We start from the raw sequence: 18825 nt of genomic DNA, 5'->3' as shown, positions 1-18825 counted from the left end.
ACGTCAGTGGAAGCGGACCGCCGCGGGAACGGATCCGAGCGAGTCGCTTCGCCCGTGGATCGTGAACTCGGCGCCCTGCATGAGCGCGTGCGAGGTGGATTCGCTGATGCCGTGCAGGTTGGCGTTGACCCAGTAGCTGCCCGGATTGAAGCGCGCCCCGTCGACGTCGACCTCGACGGTCACGGTCTCGCCCGCGTGCAGCGGCGGCACCGACGCACCGAGCATGCTCGTGTTGGATGCCAGTGCGAGCACGCCCGATGACGTGTCGATGCTGAAGCCGAGCGCCCACTGATCGAGGGAGCGCAGACCCCGTACCGTGATGGCGACGCGGAAGGAGTCGCCGCTGTCGAAGTCGTTGGCGCGGTCCCCGTCGGCCCGGCGCATCTCGACGGACACGATCTCGGCGGCACGCGTGATCTGGTCGGGCCGCGCGGCGACCTTTCCCGACCCCTCCTCGAGCAGTTCGCGGAAGCGCTCCACCGCGGCGTCGGCCAGACCGTCGAAAGCCACACGGCCCTTGTCCATCAGGATGACGCGATCGCAGAGTTCCTCGATCTGATCCAGAGCGTGCGACACGATGATGATCGTGCGTCCTTCGCGCTGGAACTCCTTGATCTTGTTGAGGCACTTGCGCTGGAACTGCTCATCGCCGACGGCGAGCACCTCGTCCACGAGCAGGATGTCGGGATCGGTGTGCACCGCGATCGCGAACGCGAGACGCACGAACATCCCCGAGGAGTAGAACTTCACCTGCGTGTCGATGAAGTCGCCGACGCCCGAGAAGTCGAGGATGTCGTCGAAGCTCGCGCGCGTCTCCTCGCGGCTCAGACCGAGGACCGAGGCGTTGAGGTAGACGTTCTCACGACCGGTGAGGTCGGGATGGAATCCGGCCCCGAGCTCGATCAGCGCGGCGACACGGCCGCGCTGGCGCACGTCTCCGGAGGTCGGCTGGATGATGCCGCCGATGACCTTGAGCAGCGTGCTCTTCCCGGAGCCGTTGTGCCCGATGAGACCGATGGTGTTCCCCGCCCGGATGTCCAGGCTCACGTCGCTGAGCGCCCAGAAATCCTGACGGTGTCGACGCCCGGCCCGACCGAGCGTGACGAGGCGCTCCTTGATCGAGGTGTCCTTGCGCACCACGAAGCGCTTGGACACGTCGGTGAGCACGACGACCTCGGGGCGCGCCGAGACGGGAGCCACGTCAAACGACATATCGATCACAGTTCCTGGGCGAAGTTGCCCTGTAGACGCACGAAGACCCGGTGGCTGAGCACGAGGAGGACGAGTCCGATCAGCAGGGCGACAGCCATGCGGAGAACGAGATGCGCGGGCTGTTCGAGCCCGTCGCCGGCCAGCCAGAACGCCCGTTGGAATCCGAGGACGGCCAGGGTCAACGGGTTGTTCGTGTAGATCTCCAACAGCGTCGGGCTGGTGATGATCTCCTTCGCCAGATGCCAGGCGTACAGAACGGGCGAGAGCCACATGAGCAGCATCGTCATGACCTCGACGAGGTACTGCACGTCGCGGAGGTACACGTTGACCGCGGAGAAGAAGAGCGCGAACGCGACGCCGTAGACGAGGATCAGCAGAAGCGACGGGATGACGTAGACGATCTGCCAGTGCAGCGGGGGCTTGCCCGCGATGAGCGTCGCGACCAGGAGCACGCCCATCTGGATGAGGAAGTTGAACAGGGCGGACCCGGTGGCCGCGAGCGGGAAGATCTCGCGCGGCATGTACACCTTCTTCACCACACCGCCGTTGGCGATGATCGATCCGGTGCCGCCCACGGCGATCTCCTGGAACAGGCTCATCGCCGTCAGACCGGTGAAGATGAAGATCGCGAAATCCGGGATACCCCGCGCCGCGCCCAGGAACTGGCCGAGAACCACGAAGTAGATGGCCAGCAGGATGAGCGGCCGGATCAGCGCCCAGACGAAACCGAGGGCGGAGTCCTTGTACCTCGCCTTGATGTCGCGCTTGACGAGAAGGTCGAGCATCTCGCGCCGCGCGAAGATGTCGCGCAGCGTCGTCCACAGCGACGCCAGCCCGAGACCCGGGGTGACGCCGACCGAACGCATCGGCATCTCCGCGAGCCGTGCGAAGCGCGCGTTATCCCCGGAGGGTGAAGAGGTGGGCATGGCGTTCGATTCTAGTGGGGAGTTCCTGCGCGGCGTCTGTGCTCAACGCCGTCGCAGCCGCTGTCGCGCGCGCCAGAGGCGCCCGCGCGCCGTCTCGGTCCGGGAGAAGATCCGATCGATCCGTTCCCGGGCTTCCGGGCGGTGCAATCGCACCCACATGTCGACGAAGTCCCGGAACGTTCCCCAGCCGATGTACCCCGCGCGACGCAGGAACTCGATCTGATGCTGCGTGTCCTCGGGCATGGTCGCGGACATCTGGTCGAGGTTGTAATCGAAGGCCGTGTAGCTCTTCGCCAGATACTGCGGCGTGGCGATGGTCATGCTGTGGTAGCCGAGCTCGCCGGCCGCGTACACGGGCATCCGCTCGAGCACGTGCGCGAGCCCGCCGTCGACGTAGGCTTCGGCCCCGCCGAACTCCTCGTACGTCCACTCGCGTTCCACGAGCAGGCGCAGCGCCTGCGGCCGCGCGAAGAACATCGACCCGAAGGGCGCCAACGGCGAGATCTCGTCCAGGGGCACGCGGATGCCGAGCTCGCGGCACAACTCCGCGACCCCCGGCCGGTTCGCCCACCAGCCGTGACCCATCGTCGGATGGCCCAGATGCACGGTCGGCGGGAAGGCGAGGCCGAGACCGGGCTGCTTCTGGAAGAGCGCGACCACGTTCGCGGCCTCGTGGGGACCGCCGAGGAGGTTCTCGAACTGGTGCCGGCGGAAATGCCGGCCGACGTTCGCGCCGCCCTGCGGTGTCTTCTTGGAGTGCATCTTCACGACGAGGTCGTACTCGTCGGAGAGCAGGATGTCGCGGCATCCGATCAGGAAGGCGGCCTGATCGCGGCCGTTGTTCGACGCAACCACCCGCACCTCGGTGCGGCCCGCCGGCGCGCGCGCGGCGATGATCTCCTCGATGGCCCGTGCCCGGTCGGCATCCGGCGTCGTGACGATGATGTCGGTCGTCCCCGGAAGGTAGCCCGCCCGATCGAGGATCTCGTCGGTCATCTCCACGTAGAAGATGTGGGCGAAGACCGCGGTGCGCAGGGGCCTGGACGGATCGTAGTCGTCGCCGGTGGGCGAGAGCACCCGCAGGAGGGCGGCGTCGGCGTTGAGGACCCGGGGCTCGACGTTGCGCGCGAGGTCGTCGAAGATGAGCTCGACGGGATAGCCGTGACGCTCGACCGCCTCCAGGGTCCACTTGCCCACCACCGCGACGCGGTCCAGGAACACCGGCCATTGGAAGAACGGGCGACGCTTCAGCGTCGGACACCCCGCCTCGATCAGCTGCTCGGCGTAGAGCACCGCGTGGTTCTCGATCTTGTCGGTGAGCGTGGGGAAGGCCACCTCGCCGGAGAAACCCCGCTGAGTGAAGTGCTCGGTGAAGACGCCCTCGTGCTTCGTGACGGCATCCGAGTACGACGTCATCTGCGGGAGGTCGCGCCAGTACGCCTCCCACTCGGGCGAGAGGAACATCTGACGGCGCACCGCCACCCAGTACGACTGGAGGTGATACGGCAGGTAGCCCTCGTGGGTGAAGGGATGAGGTTCCACGCGCAGGTGATCGGTCATGCCCCAGAAGTGCAGGGGATGGGAGTTCATGCGCTCGAACAGGGGGGCGAAGGGCCGGATCGGACCGAACCAGGTGTCGTTGACCAGGAGCAGTTCGTCGAACTCGTCGAGGCGGTCCGCCATGGCATCCAGGCCGTGCTTGTACCCCCAGATGTCGAAGCCCTCGTTGGGGCGTTCGAGCACGAGATCCCCGAGCGCCTCCAGCCGCTCGCGACCGCCGGTCGTCAACGGACCGTTCGAGACGACGACGATGGTGTCGCAGAACTCGCGCATCCGTTCCAGCGCGTACACGACGAAATCGCCCACCTCGCCGCGACGGTCGAAGACGACGTAGACGAGCAGGCGCTTACCGTCCTCGGGGAAGGTGTCGGCCGGACGCGTCCAGTCGCCGATCAATTCAGCGGTCTTCACGATGACGCCTCCCGTGCTTTCTCGCCGCGTTCGCGGCGCAGGCGCGATGCGACGCGACCACCCACCGCCAGGACCCGATGCCCGCGCAGCGCCAGGCGGTACAGCGGACGGATCGCATCGACGACGCGCGGGTGGTTCACCCGCAGGTACATGCGGGCCAGGGCGACGGAGCCGCCGTACCCGGTGTATCCCGCACGGTGGAGGAAGCGGATCTGCTCGACCGGCCATCCCCGCGTGGTGGAGAACATCTGGTCCACCTTGTACTCCAGCGCCGTGTGACTGATCTCGGCGTGGGCGAAGTTCATCACCGTGCGGCAGGAGTACCCCGCCTGTCCCGCTCCCGCGCTGATCAGCCGTTCCTGCAGGTGCGCGAGGTGCCCGAATCGACGCTCGTACTTCTCGCCGTAGTCCGCGAACGTCCATCGCCTCTTCATCAGCGTCCGGAACGCCGCCGGACGCGCGATCCACATGCCCCCGTAGGGAGCGAGGGGGGAGATCACGTCGAGCGGCACGCGGATGCCGAGACGCCGGGCGAGACGCTCGGCGTGGGGCTCGAGGAGGGCCCAGCCGCGCCCCATCGTCGCGTATCCGATGTGGATCATCGGGGGGAACACGACGCCCAGCTCCGGCTCGCGCTCGAACAGGGCCAGCACGTTGCGCACGTACCCCGGGCTGCTGAGGAGGTTGTCGAGCTGATACCGGCGGAAGTAGCGCAGCCGGTTCATGGTCTTCCACGGCGCACGGCGCATGTGCAGCTTGACGACGAGGTCGTACGCGTCGGACTGGATGACGTCGCGGCATCCCACGAAGAAGTCGGCCATGTCGCGACCCGGGGTCTGGGGGGTCACGCGCAGCTCGTACGAGTGGTCGTTCGTCGCCGCCCACGCCTCGAGCAGGCGCTCGAGGCGCGCCGCCGTGACACCCTCGGTGGTCGTGACGAAGACGGAGGCACCCGGCGGCAGGAAGTGCAGGCGTCGCAGGATCTCGTCGATCTCGTCGACGTCGCCGACGTGCACCACCACCGCGATGGACAGGGATGACCCGCTGTCGGGATCGACCGCCTCCTCGGGGAGCACCGAGAGAAGGCCGAGGATGGAATTCAGCGCCTTCGGAGGGACGCAGGAGGAGAGGCTCGAGCGGAGCACGCCCAGGGGGTACCCCCGCTCCCCCATCATCTCGGCGATCTCGCTCCCGATGATGGCGAACCGGTCGAGGAACGGCGGGTAGCTCGTGAAGACCGCGCGGTCGACGAACGGCACCTCGAGATCGAGAAGATCCTCGGGGGCGAAGAGCGCGGGGTCGTGAGGGTGCAGGTGCGCGGTGTCGAACGCGCGGGCATGAGCGAAGCCGTTGCGCTCCGCCCACTCGACCACGCGCCGCTCGCGCTCACCCGGGGGCACGCTCTCCGCCCACCAGCGGGCCCAGGCGTCGCTGTCGAACAGCCGTCGGCGCACCGCGACGAAGAACCACGGCCGATCGACGATCGCGGGGAATCCCTCCTCGGGGAACGCCTCGCGCGGTGCGGCTGGAGGAACCACGTCCCAGATATCGGCGGAGCCGGCCCCCATCCGGTCCATCAGGCCGCCGAGATCGGCGACGGGCCCGAACCAGGAGTCACCGGTCAGCACGATCTCACGGACGTCGGCGCGCACGCGCCGCACCTCGTCGACCGCGCCCAGGTAGGACGCCGACGAGAACTGTTCGCCGTCCGTCTCCACGACCCGGTCGACGAGGCCGTCGACGGCGGCGCGCGATTCCGGGGAGAGGCTGCCCGGGTGGAGGAGGACGACCGTCTCGGCGATCTCCCGAAGCGCGCGCAGCGCGACCACGGACGTCTCCTCGAGGCGCCCCCGCGCCCGCACGCCGAACACCACGGCGCGGTCGCGACGCGCGACGGACTCCTGGGAGGAGCCCATGTCGCCCGTCGGCCGCCCCGCGTCAGCGGTCGCGGCCATTGTCCAGGGCGCTGAGGAGGTAACGGCCGTAACCGCTCTTGACGAGGGGTTCGGCGCGCTCGCGGAGTTCTTCGTCGGTGAGGAAGCCCATCCGCCAGGCCACCTCTTCGGGGCAGCCGATCGACAGGCCCTGCCGCTTCTCCACCGTCCGGATGAATTCCGTGGCTTCGCTCAGGGAGTCGAAGGTCCCCGTGTCCAGCCAGGCGGTGCCGCGGGGCAGCAACTCGACCCGGAGGCGACCCTGCTCGAGGTAGGTGCGGTTGACGTCGGTGATCTCGAGCTCACCGCGGGGCGAGGGTGTGAGGCCGCGGGCGATCTCGATCACGTCGTTGTCGTAGAAGTAGAGCCCGGGCACGGCGTAGCTGCTCTTGGGGCGCTCGGGCTTCTCCTCCAGGGACACCACCCGGCCGTCGGCGTCGAATTCGACCACGCCGTAGGCGGTGGGGTCGGCGACCTGGTAGCCGAACACGACTCCGCCGTCGAGGTCGGTGTACTGACGCAGGCGCGTGCCCATGCCCTGCCCGTAGAAGATGTTGTCTCCCAGGACGAGGGCGACGGACTCCTGCCCGATGTGCTCCTCGCCGAGGAGGAACGCCTGGGCCAGTCCGTCGGGCGAGGGCTGGACCTTGTAGGTCAGCGAGATGCCGAAGCGCGACCCGTCGCCGAGCAGGCGCTGGAACTGCTCGGAGTCCTGCGGGGTCGTGATGATGAGGATGTCGCGGATGCCGGCGAGGATCAGCGTGGACAGCGGGTAGTAGATCATCGGCTTGTCGTAGACGGGCACGAGCTGCTTCGAGATGCCCTGAGTGATGGGGTGCAATCGGGAGCCCGTGCCGCCCGCCAGAATGATTCCGCGCATGGCTCAAGTTTCCCTCATCCTGTGCCGGGCACCAATCCGGCTGCCCGCCGGGGTGACGGTGCCCCGGTAGCCTGGCGGTATGAGTCGTCTTCTCGTGACCGGTGGTGCCGGGTTCATCGGTTCGAATTTCGTCCACCACGTGATCGCGCACACGGATCACTCGGTGACGGTGCTGGACAAGCTCACGTACGCCGGCAACCGTGCGTCGTTGGCGGGGCTGCCGGAGGATCGTGTGCGACTGGTCGTGGGCGACATCGCCGACGCCGCTGTGGTCGACCCGCTCGTGGCCGAGGCCGACGCGGTCGTCCATTACGCCGCCGAATCGCACAACGACAACTCGCTGCACGACCCGCGGCCGTTCCTGGACACCAACATCATCGGCACGTACACGCTGCTCGAGGCCGCGCGGAAGCACGACGTGAGGTTCCACCACATCTCCACCGACGAGGTCTACGGCGACCTCGAGCTCGACGACCCGGCCCGATTCACCGAGTCCACCCCCTACAACCCCTCCTCGCCGTACTCCTCGACGAAGGCCGGATCCGACCTGCTCGTGCGCGCGTGGGTGCGCTCCTTCGGGGTGCGCGCGACGATCAGCAACTGCTCGAACAACTACGGCCCGTACCAGCACGTGGAGAAGTTCATCCCCCGTCAGATCACCAACGTGATCCGCGGCATCCGCCCCAAGCTCTACGGCACCGGCGAGAACGTGCGCGACTGGATCCACGCGGACGACCACTCCTCCGCCGTGCTGACGATCCTGGACAAGGGCGAGATCGGGCAGACCTACCTCATCGGCGCGGACGGCGAGAAGGACAACAAGACCGTGGTCGAGTTGATCCTGCAGACCATGGGAGAGCCCGCCGACGCCTACGACCTGGTCACCGACCGCCCCGGCCACGACCTGCGGTACGCGATCGATTCCACCAAGCTGCGCACCGAGCTCGGATGGACCCCCACGTACGGCGACTTCGAGTCGGGCCTCGCCGCGACCATCGACTGGTACCGGCGGAACGAGGCCTGGTGGGCACCGGCGAAGGACGGCGTCGAAGCGTTCTACGCCAGCAAGGGACAGTGACCATGGCGACGGAGTTCGGTAAGAACCTCACCGTCACGACCACCCCGATCCCCGGGCTGATCGTGCTGGACCTGCCCGTGCACGGCGACTCCCGTGGCTGGTTCAAGGAGAACTGGCAACGGCAGAAGATGACGGCCACGGGAATCGATCTCCCCGACTTCGGCCCGGTGCAGAACAACATCTCCTTCAACGACGCAGTCGGCACCACCCGCGGCATCCACGCCGAACCCTGGGACAAGTACGTCTCCGTCGCCACCGGACGCATCTTCGGCGCCTGGGTCGACCTCCGCGAAGGCGACACCTTCGGCGCCGTCTACACCACCGAGATCGACGCGTCCAAAGCGATCTTCGTCCCCCGCGGCGTCGGCAACTCCTACCAGACCCTCGAACCCGACACCGCCTACACCTACCTCGTCAACGACCACTGGTCCCCCGCCGCGACCTACACCTTCCTCAACCTCGCCGACGAGACCGCGGCCATCGACTGGCCCATCCCTCTGGACACCGTCGAGATCAGCGAGAAGGACAAGAACCACCCGCGCCTGGCCGACGTCACCCCCATGGCACCCCGGAAGATCCTCGTCACCGGCGCCAACGGGCAGCTCGGCCGCGCCCTGCGCGAAGAGTTCGGCGACCACCCCTGGATCGACTACACCACCCGCGACGACCTCGACCTGACCTCCCCCGACCTCCCGGCCGCCCGCCGCTGGCGCGACTACGGCACCATCATCAACGCCGCCGCATACACCAAGGTCGACACCGCCGAAACACCCGACGGCCGCACCGACGCCTGGGCCGCAAACGTCACCGCCGTCGCCGCCCTCGCCCGCATCGCCACCGAGAACGGCATCACCCTCGTCCACGTCTCCAGCGACTACGTCTTCGACGGCACCAAGGACGGCGCCTACACCCCGCGCGACGCCCTCGCCCCCCTCGGCGTGTACGGCCAGACCAAAGCCGCCGGCGACGCGATCGTCTCCGCCGTGCCCCACCACTACATCCTCCGCACCAGCTGGGTCATCGGCGACGGCAACAACTTCGTCCGCACCATGGCCTCCCTCGCCGAGCGCGGCATCGACCCCCAGGTCGTCGACGACCAGACCGGACGACTCACCTTCACCACCGACATCGCCACCACCATCCGCACCCTCCTCGACACCCACGCCCCCCACGGCACCTACAACGTCACCAGCGACGGAGAGCCGCAGACCTGGTACGACATCGCCCGCGACGTCTACCGCCTCACCGGACACGACCCCGACCGCGTCACCGGCGTCAGCACTGACGACTACTTCGCCAACGCCACCGGACCCGTCGCCCCCCGCCCCCGCAACAGCGTGCTCGACCTGACGGACGTCCGCGAAGCCGGCGCGACGCTGCGCGACGGAGCCGACGCGCTCGCGGAATACCTGCGCGCGTGACCGCAGCGTCGATCCGCGACGGCGATGCCCGGACGTGGGAGCCACCGCACCGGGGCGCGCGACGCGAGGTCGCGCTCGCCCTGGTCGTCGCGCTGACGGCCACGGCCCTCGCCTGGTTCCGGATGAGCAGCGTGGCCCGAGGCACCATGTGGGCCGAGGACGGCCCGGTGTTCTCCGCCCGGTCGCTGGACCCGTCGACGCAGACCGCCTGGATCTTCACGCCCTACGACGGGTACACCCACGCGCTGTCGCAACTGATCTCGGACCTCGTCTGGGCCGTCGTCCCCGTCGCCGATGTCGCCGCCGCCTTCGCTCTCGCGTCGTGCCTGGTGGCCGGGTGCGTGGCCGGGCTGGTCTTCGCCCTCACCGGGCCGTGGCGACTCCACATCGCGGGCCGGCTGATCCTCGCCGCCGTGACGGTGGCGGTGCCGAACGCCACCTTCGAAGTCCTCGGCAACCTCGCCAACCTGCACTGGTTCCTGCTGTGGCTGGCCCCGTTCCTCTTCGTGTTCCGGCCGCGCACCTGGACCGCCTCGGCCTTCACGGCCGTCGGCGTACTCCTGGTCGTCACGAGCGAGATCCAATCCCTGCTCTTCGCACCGCTGATCCTGCTGGGCATACGGGATCGACGGAAGATCCCGCCGGCCGCCGCGCTGGCCATCGGCGCCGTCGTCCAGCTCCTCGCCTTCTCGCAGGGGAGCCGAACCCGGGGAACGCCACCGGACTGGCTGGCCGTTATCGACGGCTACTTCCTGCACGCCCCGCTCACCGGCCTCACGGGTGTCGGGCAGGGCTCCTCCGCACTCGTCGCCTACGTCGGGTGGGACATCGCCTACGCAGCGATCCTGCCGTTCCTGGCGTGCGCCCTGTGGTACGCGTGGGGTTCGCGCCGCCGGGCCCTCACCGTGGCCGCCATCGGCGCGGCCTCGGTCATCCTGTGGGTGGCGGGCTTCGCGATCAACTACGACGTGAGCTTCGACTATCCCGACTTCACCGACGGCGATCTCACCCGGGGCGTCGCGCAGCTGCGCTACGCGATCGTCCCGACGATGCTCCTGTTCGCCTTCGTCGGTCTCGCGGTCGGTCGCGGAATGCTCCACCGCACCGCGCGGCGCGCCGCGATCGCCGTCACCGTGCTCTGCGCGGCGGTCCTTCTCGCCGGTTTCCACGTCGCGGACGGCGGGGTCCGCGGGAACGGCCCCGGATGGGCTGCCGGGATCGAATCGGCCCGCGCCGAGTGCCAGGGCGCCCCGGACGGGCAGGTGGACATCGCGTTGTCCCCGTCTCCGTGGAAGCTCACCGTCCCCTGCGAAAGGATCCTGGGATGACGACACCGACGATGCGACGCACGTTCCCCGTGATCGCTCGGACACCGGCGATCGCCGTCGGATTCTTCGTCGCCCTCTTCTTCCTGGCGTGGTTCCGCCTTTCGGGGGCGGAGCGGGGAACGATGTGGGCCGAGGACGCCTCGATCTTCTCCGCCCGCGCCCTCGATCCCTCGCAGCTGACCCTCGGCATCTTCACGCCCTACGCCGGCTACACCCACGCCGTGCCCCAGGCGATCGCGAGCTTCGTGTGGTGGGCCATCCCCACCTCGGACGTCGCGGTCGCCTTCACGGCGGCCTCCTGCGCCGTCGCGGCCGGGGTCGGAGTCCTGATCTACTTCCTGACGGGCCATTGGCGACTGCACCCCGCCGCTCGGGTGGCGCTGGGCTCGGTGAGCGTGCTGGCGCCGGGGCTGGCCTACGAGGTCTTGGGGAATCTCGCCAACATCCATTGGCTCCTGCTGTGGCTGACGCCGTTCCTGTTCCTCGCCCGCCCCCGCTCCTGGGTCTCGTCGGTGCTGCTCGGGATCGTGGCCTTCTTCACCGTCGCCACCGAGATCCAGAGCGCCGTGTTCTCTCCCCTGCTGATCTGGCGACTGCGCGATCGTCGGCGGTGGCCGATCATCGTCGGCGCCGCGGCGGGGGCGGCCTTCCAGGCTTCGGCCTACCTGCAGTCCACGGGCGGGCGCGGTGCGGGGCATCCGTCGTTGTCGACGCTCGTCGACGGCTACTTCCTCCAGGCGCCGTTGGTCGCTCTGACCGGTACGGGGCAGGGAGCCTCCGCACTCGTCGGCTACTCGGGATGGGACATCGCCTATCTGTCCATCGTCCCCTTCGTCATCGGCGCCGTCTGGTTCATCCTCAACCGACGTCGACCGGCCGCGCTCGTGGTCGTGGCGCTGTTCGGCGCCTCCGTCGCCATCTGGGCCGCCGGGTTCTGGCTGAACTTCTTCCCCCAGTTCGACTTCTCCACCATGGACCCCGGGACCCTCAAAGGCGGAGTCCCTCTTCTGCGGTACTCGATCGTGCCGATCATGCTCCTGTGGGCTCTGATCGCCCTGGGCGCGGGCTCGGCGCGCGATCGCCGACTGGGAGCCAAGGGCATCGCGACCCTGCTGCTGATGGCATCCGTCTTCGCGTTCTCCTACCGGGTCGACGACCACTCCGCCCGCGAGATGGGCCCCACCTGGAGCCCGGAGATCGGCCGCGCCGAGGTTCAGTGCGACATCGGGACGACGGAGGACGTCGTCATTCCGGTCGCTCCCGCGACGTGGTCGGTCGAGGTCCCCTGCGACGAAGTGGAGTGACGGCAGGACCGCACGGTGACGCGGCTCAGGGAGCCGTGGTCACCGTGCGGCAGCCGAGGGAGGTGTTCGCGCCTCCGGCGTCGTCGATCGCGTAGACGCACACGCTGTGGCGACCGGCGGAGACCGGAATCGTCGTGTCGAATCCACGGGACGCGCTGTAGGCCGGATACACCTGCTGGACGTCCGGGCGCGGGTTGCCCGCGTCGAGCACGTAGCCGACGCCGTCCACGTACGCGTGGACGGCGATCTTCCCGGCCACGTCGGGGTCGAGAGCCCACCCCGCGACGCGGAGGGAGCGCCCCGCATCCGCCGACGCGACGACGTCGAGGCTGCCCAGCGGCTGCCGTTCCAGCGCCGCGGGGGCGAGGGCCGCCTGCACCGAACGGCATCCGAGCTGGACGTTGTCACCCGCGGTGTTGATGGCGTACGCGCACACGGTCACGCCGTTGGACCGGAGCGGGACCGTCACGCTGAACCCGTGGGCTTTACCGTAGAGCGGATAGACCGCCGCGACATCGTCGCGCGGGCGGTTGGCCGTCGTCGCGGTTCCCTCCCCGGACACGTAGACGTGGACCGGGATCGGCTTCGCCGTGTCCGGATCGAGAGCCCAGCCGGCGGCGGTGACCTTCTGCCCCTCGACGGCGACCGTGTCCAGGCTCCCGATGGGCTGACGTCCCATGTCGGTGTCGCCCGGCACCATCACGGTCGAACAGGTCACGACCTGGTTGTCGCCCACGCCGACGTTGATCGCGTAGACGCACACCGAATGGTCGCCGGCCGTCAGGGGGATCGACACGGAGAAACCGTGGCCCGTGCCGTAGGCCGGGTAGTGCGGCGCCAGATCCGGCCGGTCGCGATCGGCCACGACCCGTCGCCCGACCCCGTCCACGTACACGTGCAGATCGACCGGCGCGGTGGTGTCGGGGTCGATGGTCCACCCCTGGAGCGTCATGGCCGACGTGGTGAGTTTCTGCGCGTCGATCTGGACGACGGGTGAGCCCGCCATCGAGGTGAGCGTGCGACAGCCGAGCAGCGTGTTGGAGCCGGCCCCGGAGTTGATGGCCCACACGCAGATCTGCGATTGACCCGTTTCCGTGGCGGGGAAGGTCTGATCGAACCCGTGCGCCGATCCCTGATCGGGGTAGGCGGCCCCGACGTCCGGACGCGAACGATCGGCGCGGACCGCCGTACCGACGCTTCCGACGTAGACGTGCACGTCGATCGGGGCGTTCGTGTCGGGGTCCACGGCCCATCCGGCGACCCGGAATCGACCGGGGGACGCCTCCGTGACGTCGATGCTCCCGAAGGGACGATGAGCGGCGTCCGACTTCGTCGACCCGAACCAGTCCGTGTAGATGCGCCAGAAGTTGCGGTTGCCGTACGCCGAGCAACTGTCACCCTCGCCGTAGAGATTGCGGAGCGCCGCCGCGTTCGGCACGTACGGCGTGTAGATGTACAGCCCCGCCGTGGCGGCGTTCTCGATGTAGACGCGTTGCGTGCCGCAGCTGGTCGTGGGGTTGTAGAGGATGTTGTTCCAGCGCCCCGCCTGGTAGCCCCACCACGTCGGGTTCAGCCGGTAGATCTCGAACTGTCGCGCGGCGTAGTAGACCTGATAGAAGAACCCGGCCGTGGACGCATCGCACGGCGCGGTGTCGGGGCATCCCTGGCCGGTGGCGGCCCGGTACTGGAAGTCCTCGGGCCACGTCGAGGAGACCAGCCGCTGCTCCTTCTCGAGCAGCACCAGCATCGCCTTCTGGCTGATCCCGCAGGAAAGGCCCACCTTGGCGATGATCGTCGCGGCGCTCTCATTCGCCGCGCCGGCGTATCCGTTGCAGTACTTGTCGGCCGGTCGGTCGTCGGTGTTCTGCCGGTAGTCCTTGAGGCAGGTGTACCCGCTCCGGCAGTTCGGCACCTGCTTCTGCAGGAAGGCCTGGATGTCCCCCGCGCTCAGCGCCGAGCCGTCGTAGAACAACGCGTCGTCGATGATGTTGCCGGGGTTCCAGTCGGCCGCATTCGCCGCGGACGCGGAGGCCACCGGCGCCACCGTGGCGGGGAGTGCCACCGGCAGCGCGACCAGGAGGGCTGCCGCGCACACCCAGGCGGCCAGGACGGCGAGGGCGGTGCGAGGACGGGACCGTGCGGTCACGGCGCCGGCTCGACCGTGGAGACGGCCGACTCGGCGCGCGTGGAGGGAGATTCGTACCGCACCCGGAACTGCGGTGCGGTCGACGAATCGTCGACGGGGATCGACATGACTCCGCAGTAGGTCACGTCCTTGCCCTCGGTGCCGGTCACCGAGACCGTGCGGTCGGTGCCCACGAGCTCGAGCGTGCAGGTGCCGTCGTCTTCCGAGACCTTCGGCACCATCGCCGTGACTTCGAGGTTGCCACCGACGATCTCGGAGGTGATGACGAGAACGTCTCCCGAGAACGGGGTGACGGAGGGCGTCGGCACCGCGGTCGGTGTCGACGAGGCGCTCGGCTCCGGCGTCGACGAGATGGATGCCGACGGGGTGGGCGTCCCGGTGGACACCGCGCCTCCGACGGGTGTCGCGCAGCCGGCGAGGGCGAGAAGCGCGGCGACGGCGACGGGCACGGCCCAGCGGCGACTCCTCTTCCCTGAGGGGGACGTCCGGGGGTGGTTCACGGGGATCACGCGATCATTGTGCGGGCTGCGCGCCGCGAACGGCGGCTGCCACGCCGCGGGCGGTCAGCCGCGGCCGACCCGGCGCCGGAGGCGTCGCAGGCGCGACCACAGCGGCTGATGCGCATCGATCTCGCGTCGCAGGTCGTCGCGGATCTCGGCGCGCAGCCGCTCCGACTGCCGCGTCGACAGCTCTTCGAGGTGGGCGATGAGCTGCTGCTGCTGGGCGGCGAGGTAGAGCGGCAGCCCGTCTCCCTCCCGTCGCGTCCACTGCTCGAGCGCCCGATCGCGCACCAGCGCATCGTCGCGAGCGTGCGCGTCGGCGAGCGCGAACATGCTGTTGGCGGCGATGCCCGTGGCATCCGGTCGCTGTGTCCAGTAGGCGAGGGGCTCGCCCGCGACGAAGCCGAATCCGGCCCGGGCGAGCACGCGGAGATAGAAGTCCCAGTCCTCCACGGCCTCCAGCGACTCGTCATACCAGCCCGCTTCTTCGTGGACCGCCGCCCGATAGAGGACGGAGATGGGCACCGCACGATTGACGCTGAGCATCTCGCCCAGCGAGATCCGCTGCATCCCCGCCCAGAACGGGGCGCGACCGACCTCGACCCACCGCCCCTCGCGCTCCTCTTCGTAGACGATCTCGGTGCTCACCGACACCGCGGCATCCCCGGAGTGCGTATCGAGCCACTCCACGGTGCGGGCGAGGAAGTCCGGATGCCACCGGTCGTCGTCGTCGTGGAGGACCACCAGCTCAGTCGCCGCCGCGCGCACGCCGGCGTTCGCGGCGATGCACCGCCCACCCTCCCCCGGCGGGATGTGCAGGACGTCGGCGGTGCCCCCCGCCTCTGCCACGACCGACTCGACCTCGGCCGGATCGCCCCCGTCGTTCACGACGACGACGCCCCGGTCGGAGTACGACTGGGCGGCGATGTCGGCCAGGGCCCGACGGAGGAAGTCGGGACGTCGTCGGGTGCGGACGACGATTCCGACGCGCGCGGTCATGGGTTCGAGCATAGGTCCCGCCTAGAGTTCGGCGTGCAGAGCCCAGACGCGGTCGGCGGACGCCGCCCACGCGAAGCCCTTCGCGCGATCACCGGCGAGCACGCGCAGACGCTCGGCATCCTCTCCGAGAGCGCGCGCGACGGCGGCGCCGAGTCCGCTCTCCGTGGCGAAGGCGGCCGCGTCGGCGAGTACTTCGCGGTGGACCGCGGTGTCGCGCGCGACGATCGGGACGGAGAGGGCGAGCGCGTCCACGGCCCGCCACGGCCAGTCGGTCCGGGTGCTCGCCGCGATGAACGCGACCGCGTGGGAGAGCACCGCGGCGCGGTCCCACTGGTCCAGAGCACCGCGCGCGTGGACGCGCGCCTCGGGCACCCCCGCGGCGGACGCGAGCTCGACGACGGCCGGCTCCTCCCCCTCCGGGACGTCCAGCACCACGACGTCGCCGTCCCACTCCGACGCCAGGGCCGCGAAGGCGTCCGCGAGGCCGTCCGAGGCGGCGGCGCCGCCGGCCAGGGCAACGAACGAGGAGGGCAGGTCGAGCGCGCGGAGACGGCCGACGGCATCAGAGGGCGCACGGAACCCGGCCGCCGGTGCCCCGCCGATCACGCGCACCTTCGCGACGAGCTTGGCCTTGGCCACCTCCGCCAGGCGCTCGGCCATGGCGTGCGAGGGCACGACGACGGCATCGGCGTGCTTGCCGATGCGCGACAGCAGCGCTCGGGTGCCGAGGACCTCGGCCCGGGGCAGCTCGTCCGGCGTCTCCCACGCGCGGAGGTCCCACAGCGTGACGACGATCTGGTGCGTCTCGTTGACACGGTCGTGCCGGACGAGCGGGGCGAGCGCGGTCGGCGAGTGGATGAGCCCGCGACCGATGCCGGGCGCCACCCCGAGCTGCCAGGATGCCGCCAGTTCGCGTCGACGCATCGACAGGCGCGTCTCGGCGCTCAGACCCGTGACGCCCGCGTCGTCGGGGAGACCCGGCGCGGGGGTGATGGCCGCGACGTCGCAGCCGCGCGGGGCGGTGTCGACGAGGGCCTGGGCGAGTGACGCCGAGGCTTCCGCGAGATCGCGGGAGGTCGGCGCGACGAGCTGGTCGAGGACGACGCGAAGGGTGACGGTCACGGCGCGGGGCTCTCCGTTTCGGTCGGGGGGTGGAGCTTGTCGCGCACGATCTGCTGCACCTGCGCGTAGTCCGGGTCGAACTCGTCGACGCCGCCCTCGGGGGTCAGTTCGATCGTCGTGACCGGCTGTCCCTTGGCCTTCAGCGCGAGGTCGACCAGCGTCGGGGCGATGAGACCCTGCGGAAGGTCGGTCTCGAGGATGTTCGTCCCCGCGGCGGCCACCTGCTGGAAGTGCTGGAGGACGTTCTGCGGGGTGAACTGCGCGAGGATCGCCTCCTGCAACTCGCGCTGGCGACGCATGCGGTCGAAATCGCTCGTGGTGTACCGCGAACGGGCGTACCACTGGGCGGTGTCTCCGTCCATGTGCTGCTGACCGGGCTCGATCCAGCCGAAGGCCCAGTCGTCCACCGGCTGGCCGTCGTACGCGGGCCCGCCCTTGGGCAGGCGCTCCTGGACGTTGATGTCGACGCCGCCGAGCGCGTCGACGACGTCGGCGAAGCCCTTCATGTCGATCAGCACGTAATACGGGATCTGGATGCCGAGGATGCCCTCGGCGGCATCCTTGGTCGCCTCGATGCCCGGTTCGGAGCCGTTGGCCTCGGCGTCGGGGTAGAGGGCGTTGCCGTCCTGGCACACCTCGACCTCGGTGCGGAGCTGGTTGATGCCACTGCCCCAGCCGCAGGTCGGGTCGTACTTGCCCTGGTGTCCGTCCGGGTACTTGTCCTGCATGGGCCCGGGGGCGAAGGGGAAGTTCGGCATGTCGCGCGGGATGCCGGTGATGGTCACCGCTCCCGTGGAGGCGTTGATCGAGACCACGGAGATGGAGTCGAACCGCATCGAGTCGCGTCCCTCACCCGAGTCGGCACCCAGGAGGAGGATGTTGTAATAGCCGTCGGACGGCGGGACGACGGGCGCCGATTCGGCGAAGATCGTCGCGAAGGCATCCCTCGTCGTCCCGGCGGCCTGGGCGGCCCACGCGGCACCCGAGCCGGTGAGGACGAGCAGCCCCACCGACACGACCGTCATGATCCACCGGGCCACGGGCCCCGTCCGCACGAGTCGCACCAGCCGCAGGGTGTCGATCGTGAGCACGATCCACAGGACGATGTAGCCGACGAGGACGACCTGCACCAGGGTGAGCGGAACCCACCGGAACCATGACAGGAAGTCGGGGATGAACGAGCCCGTCGCGAGGGCGAAGAGACCGCTCGGCCAGAGCAGCGCCGCCACCGCCGTGAGGACGAGGGCCGTCCAGAGGAAGAGCGTGGCGCCCAGGCCGAATCGGCCCAGGCGACGGTTGCCCGCGAGGATCTGCGCCGACCCGGGGATGAGCACGTTGAGCACGACGAGCCACCACCCGCGCCGCGTCATGACCTCGCGCGACGACGCGTCCGGGTGACGCAGGGGCCGGGACTCCGTCAGCGATGGGCGGGCGCGCGGCCGCGGCGGGGCGGCGACGCTCACAACGACTCCTTGAGGCGGCGGTTCTTCTCCTCCACCTGGGATTCGAGATCGGCGGCGTAGCCCTCGACGCGGTCGCCGAGGGCGACGTCGGCGGCACCGAGGATGCGCGCGGCGAGGAGCCCTGCGTTCTTCGCGCCGTTGATCGACACCGTCGCGACGGGGATCCCGGCGGGCATCTGCACGATGCTGAGCAGCGAGTCGAGACCGTCGAGCGTGGCCAGCTGGACGGGGACGCCGATGACCGGGAGCGCAGTGACGGAGGCGAGCATCCCCGGGAGGTGGGCGGCGCCACCCGCGCCGGCGATGATCGCGCGCAGCCCGCGCTCCCGCGCCTCGCGGCCGTAGCGGATGAGCTTGTCGGGCGTGCGGTGAGCCGAGACGACCTCCACCTCGTGGGGGATGCCGAATTCGGTGAGCACCTGCGAGGCGTCGCTCATCACGCGCCAGTCGGAGTCGGAGCCCATGACGACGCCGACCAGCGGCGTCTCGGAGGAATGCAGCGGCCGGGTCACCGGTCCAGGCTAGGGCGGGTCGCTGGAAG

General features: G+C 69.5%; 15 protein-coding genes. 4 read left to right on the top strand and 11 right to left on the bottom strand.

Going from position 1 to position 18825, the window contains the following annotated elements; translation table 11 throughout:
* Positions 1-3: 3 nt before the first annotated feature.
* Genes P8R59_RS10550 through rfbA form a run of 5 tightly spaced genes read right to left on the bottom strand, consistent with a single transcriptional unit; the run spans position 4 to position 6923 of the window.
* Entirely contained in the window at positions 4-1212 is a 1209-nt protein-coding gene (locus P8R59_RS10550) for an ABC transporter ATP-binding protein (protein WP_278101023.1), read from the bottom strand.
* A 5-nt stretch (positions 1213-1217) separates the two neighbouring features.
* Positions 1218-2138, bottom strand: coding sequence for an ABC transporter permease (locus P8R59_RS10545; RefSeq protein WP_278101022.1), 921 nt, complete (start codon positions 2136-2138; stop codon positions 1218-1220).
* Positions 2139-2180: 42 nt separating this feature from the next.
* Positions 2181-4109 (bottom strand): rhamnan synthesis F family protein, encoded by a 1929-nt coding sequence (locus P8R59_RS10540; protein ID WP_278101021.1) that lies wholly within the window; start codon positions 4107-4109, stop codon positions 2181-2183.
* Positions 4106-6025, bottom strand: a complete 1920-nt coding sequence (locus P8R59_RS10535; RefSeq protein WP_278101020.1) for a rhamnan synthesis F family protein — start codon at positions 6023-6025, stop codon at positions 4106-4108. Before P8R59_RS10535 ends, P8R59_RS10540 begins: the two co-directional genes overlap by 4 nt.
* 22 nt (positions 6026-6047) lie before the next feature.
* A complete protein-coding gene (gene rfbA / locus P8R59_RS10530; protein WP_278101019.1) occupies positions 6048-6923 on the bottom strand; it encodes a glucose-1-phosphate thymidylyltransferase RfbA in 876 nt (291 codons plus the stop codon).
* 79 nt (positions 6924-7002) lie between these two features.
* Between rfbA and rfbB the strand changes: the two genes are divergently transcribed.
* The 4 genes from rfbB to P8R59_RS10510 are packed head-to-tail and all read left to right on the top strand — an operon-like array spanning position 7003 to position 12054.
* Entirely contained in the window at positions 7003-8001 is a 999-nt protein-coding gene (gene rfbB, locus P8R59_RS10525) for a dTDP-glucose 4,6-dehydratase (protein ID WP_278101018.1), read from the top strand.
* 2 nt (positions 8002-8003) lie between these two features.
* Positions 8004-9422 (top strand): bifunctional dTDP-4-dehydrorhamnose 3,5-epimerase family protein/NAD(P)-dependent oxidoreductase, encoded by a 1419-nt coding sequence (locus tag P8R59_RS10520; protein ID WP_278101017.1) that lies wholly within the window; start codon positions 8004-8006, stop codon positions 9420-9422.
* Positions 9419-10750, top strand: coding sequence for a hypothetical protein (locus P8R59_RS10515; RefSeq protein ID WP_278101016.1), 1332 nt, complete (start codon positions 9419-9421; stop codon positions 10748-10750). Before P8R59_RS10520 ends, P8R59_RS10515 begins: the two co-directional genes overlap by 4 nt.
* The gene (locus P8R59_RS10510) at positions 10747-12054 is read left to right on the top strand and encodes a hypothetical protein (protein WP_278101015.1); all 1308 of its coding nucleotides are present in this window, start codon (positions 10747-10749) and stop codon (positions 12052-12054) included. Before P8R59_RS10515 ends, P8R59_RS10510 begins: the two co-directional genes overlap by 4 nt.
* A 25-nt stretch (positions 12055-12079) precedes the next feature.
* Here the strand turns inward: P8R59_RS10510 and P8R59_RS10505 are convergent, their stop codons facing one another.
* From P8R59_RS10505 to purE, 6 genes are all read right to left on the bottom strand, one after another.
* Entirely contained in the window at positions 12080-14200 is a 2121-nt protein-coding gene (locus P8R59_RS10505; protein WP_278101014.1) for a hypothetical protein, read from the bottom strand.
* Positions 14197-14649, bottom strand: coding sequence for a hypothetical protein (locus P8R59_RS10500; protein ID WP_278101013.1), 453 nt, complete (start codon positions 14647-14649; stop codon positions 14197-14199). The genes P8R59_RS10505 and P8R59_RS10500 overlap by 4 nt, the downstream gene beginning before the upstream one ends.
* A gap of 114 nt (positions 14650-14763) precedes the next feature.
* Positions 14764-15699, bottom strand: a complete 936-nt coding sequence (locus tag P8R59_RS10495) for a glycosyltransferase (RefSeq protein WP_278101012.1) — start codon at positions 15697-15699, stop codon at positions 14764-14766.
* A 21-nt stretch (positions 15700-15720) separates the two neighbouring features.
* Positions 15721-16821, bottom strand: coding sequence for a glycosyltransferase (locus P8R59_RS10490; RefSeq protein ID WP_278101011.1), 1101 nt, complete (start codon positions 16819-16821; stop codon positions 15721-15723).
* Entirely contained in the window at positions 16818-18284 is a 1467-nt protein-coding gene (locus P8R59_RS10485) for an LCP family protein (protein ID WP_278101010.1), read from the bottom strand. Before P8R59_RS10485 ends, P8R59_RS10490 begins: the two co-directional genes overlap by 4 nt.
* Complete coding sequence (purE, locus tag P8R59_RS10480) at positions 18281-18748, bottom strand: 5-(carboxyamino)imidazole ribonucleotide mutase (protein WP_278103808.1); 468 nt, start codon at positions 18746-18748, stop codon at positions 18281-18283. The genes P8R59_RS10485 and purE overlap by 4 nt, the downstream gene beginning before the upstream one ends.
* Positions 18749-18825 lie beyond the last annotated feature (77 nt).

It is taken from the genome of Microbacterium proteolyticum (assembly GCF_029639405.1).
Classification (GTDB): Bacteria; Actinomycetota; Actinomycetes; order Actinomycetales; family Microbacteriaceae; genus Microbacterium.
This window is presented reverse-complemented; position numbering and strand designations above follow the sequence as displayed.

Coding starts and splice junctions, on each gene's coding strand:
- P8R59_RS10520 (WP_278101017.1), top strand. CDS start 8,004: ATGGCGACGGAGTTCGGTAAGAACCTCACCGTCACGACCACCCCGATC.
- rfbB (WP_278101018.1), top strand. CDS start 7,003: ATGAGTCGTCTTCTCGTGACCGGTGGTGCCGGGTTCATCGGTTCGAAT.
- P8R59_RS10495 (WP_278101012.1), bottom strand. CDS start 15,699: ATGACCGCGCGCGTCGGAATCGTCGTCCGCACCCGACGACGTCCCGAC.
- P8R59_RS10535 (WP_278101020.1), bottom strand. CDS start 6,025: ATGGGCTCCTCCCAGGAGTCCGTCGCGCGTCGCGACCGCGCCGTGGTG.
- P8R59_RS10510 (WP_278101015.1), top strand. CDS start 10,747: ATGACGACACCGACGATGCGACGCACGTTCCCCGTGATCGCTCGGACA.
- P8R59_RS10550 (WP_278101023.1), bottom strand. CDS start 1,212: ATGTCGTTTGACGTGGCTCCCGTCTCGGCGCGCCCCGAGGTCGTCGTG.
- rfbA (WP_278101019.1), bottom strand. CDS start 6,923: ATGCGCGGAATCATTCTGGCGGGCGGCACGGGCTCCCGATTGCACCCC.
- P8R59_RS10545 (WP_278101022.1), bottom strand. CDS start 2,138: ATGCCCACCTCTTCACCCTCCGGGGATAACGCGCGCTTCGCACGGCTC.
- purE (WP_278103808.1), bottom strand. CDS start 18,748: ATGGGCTCCGACTCCGACTGGCGCGTGATGAGCGACGCCTCGCAGGTG.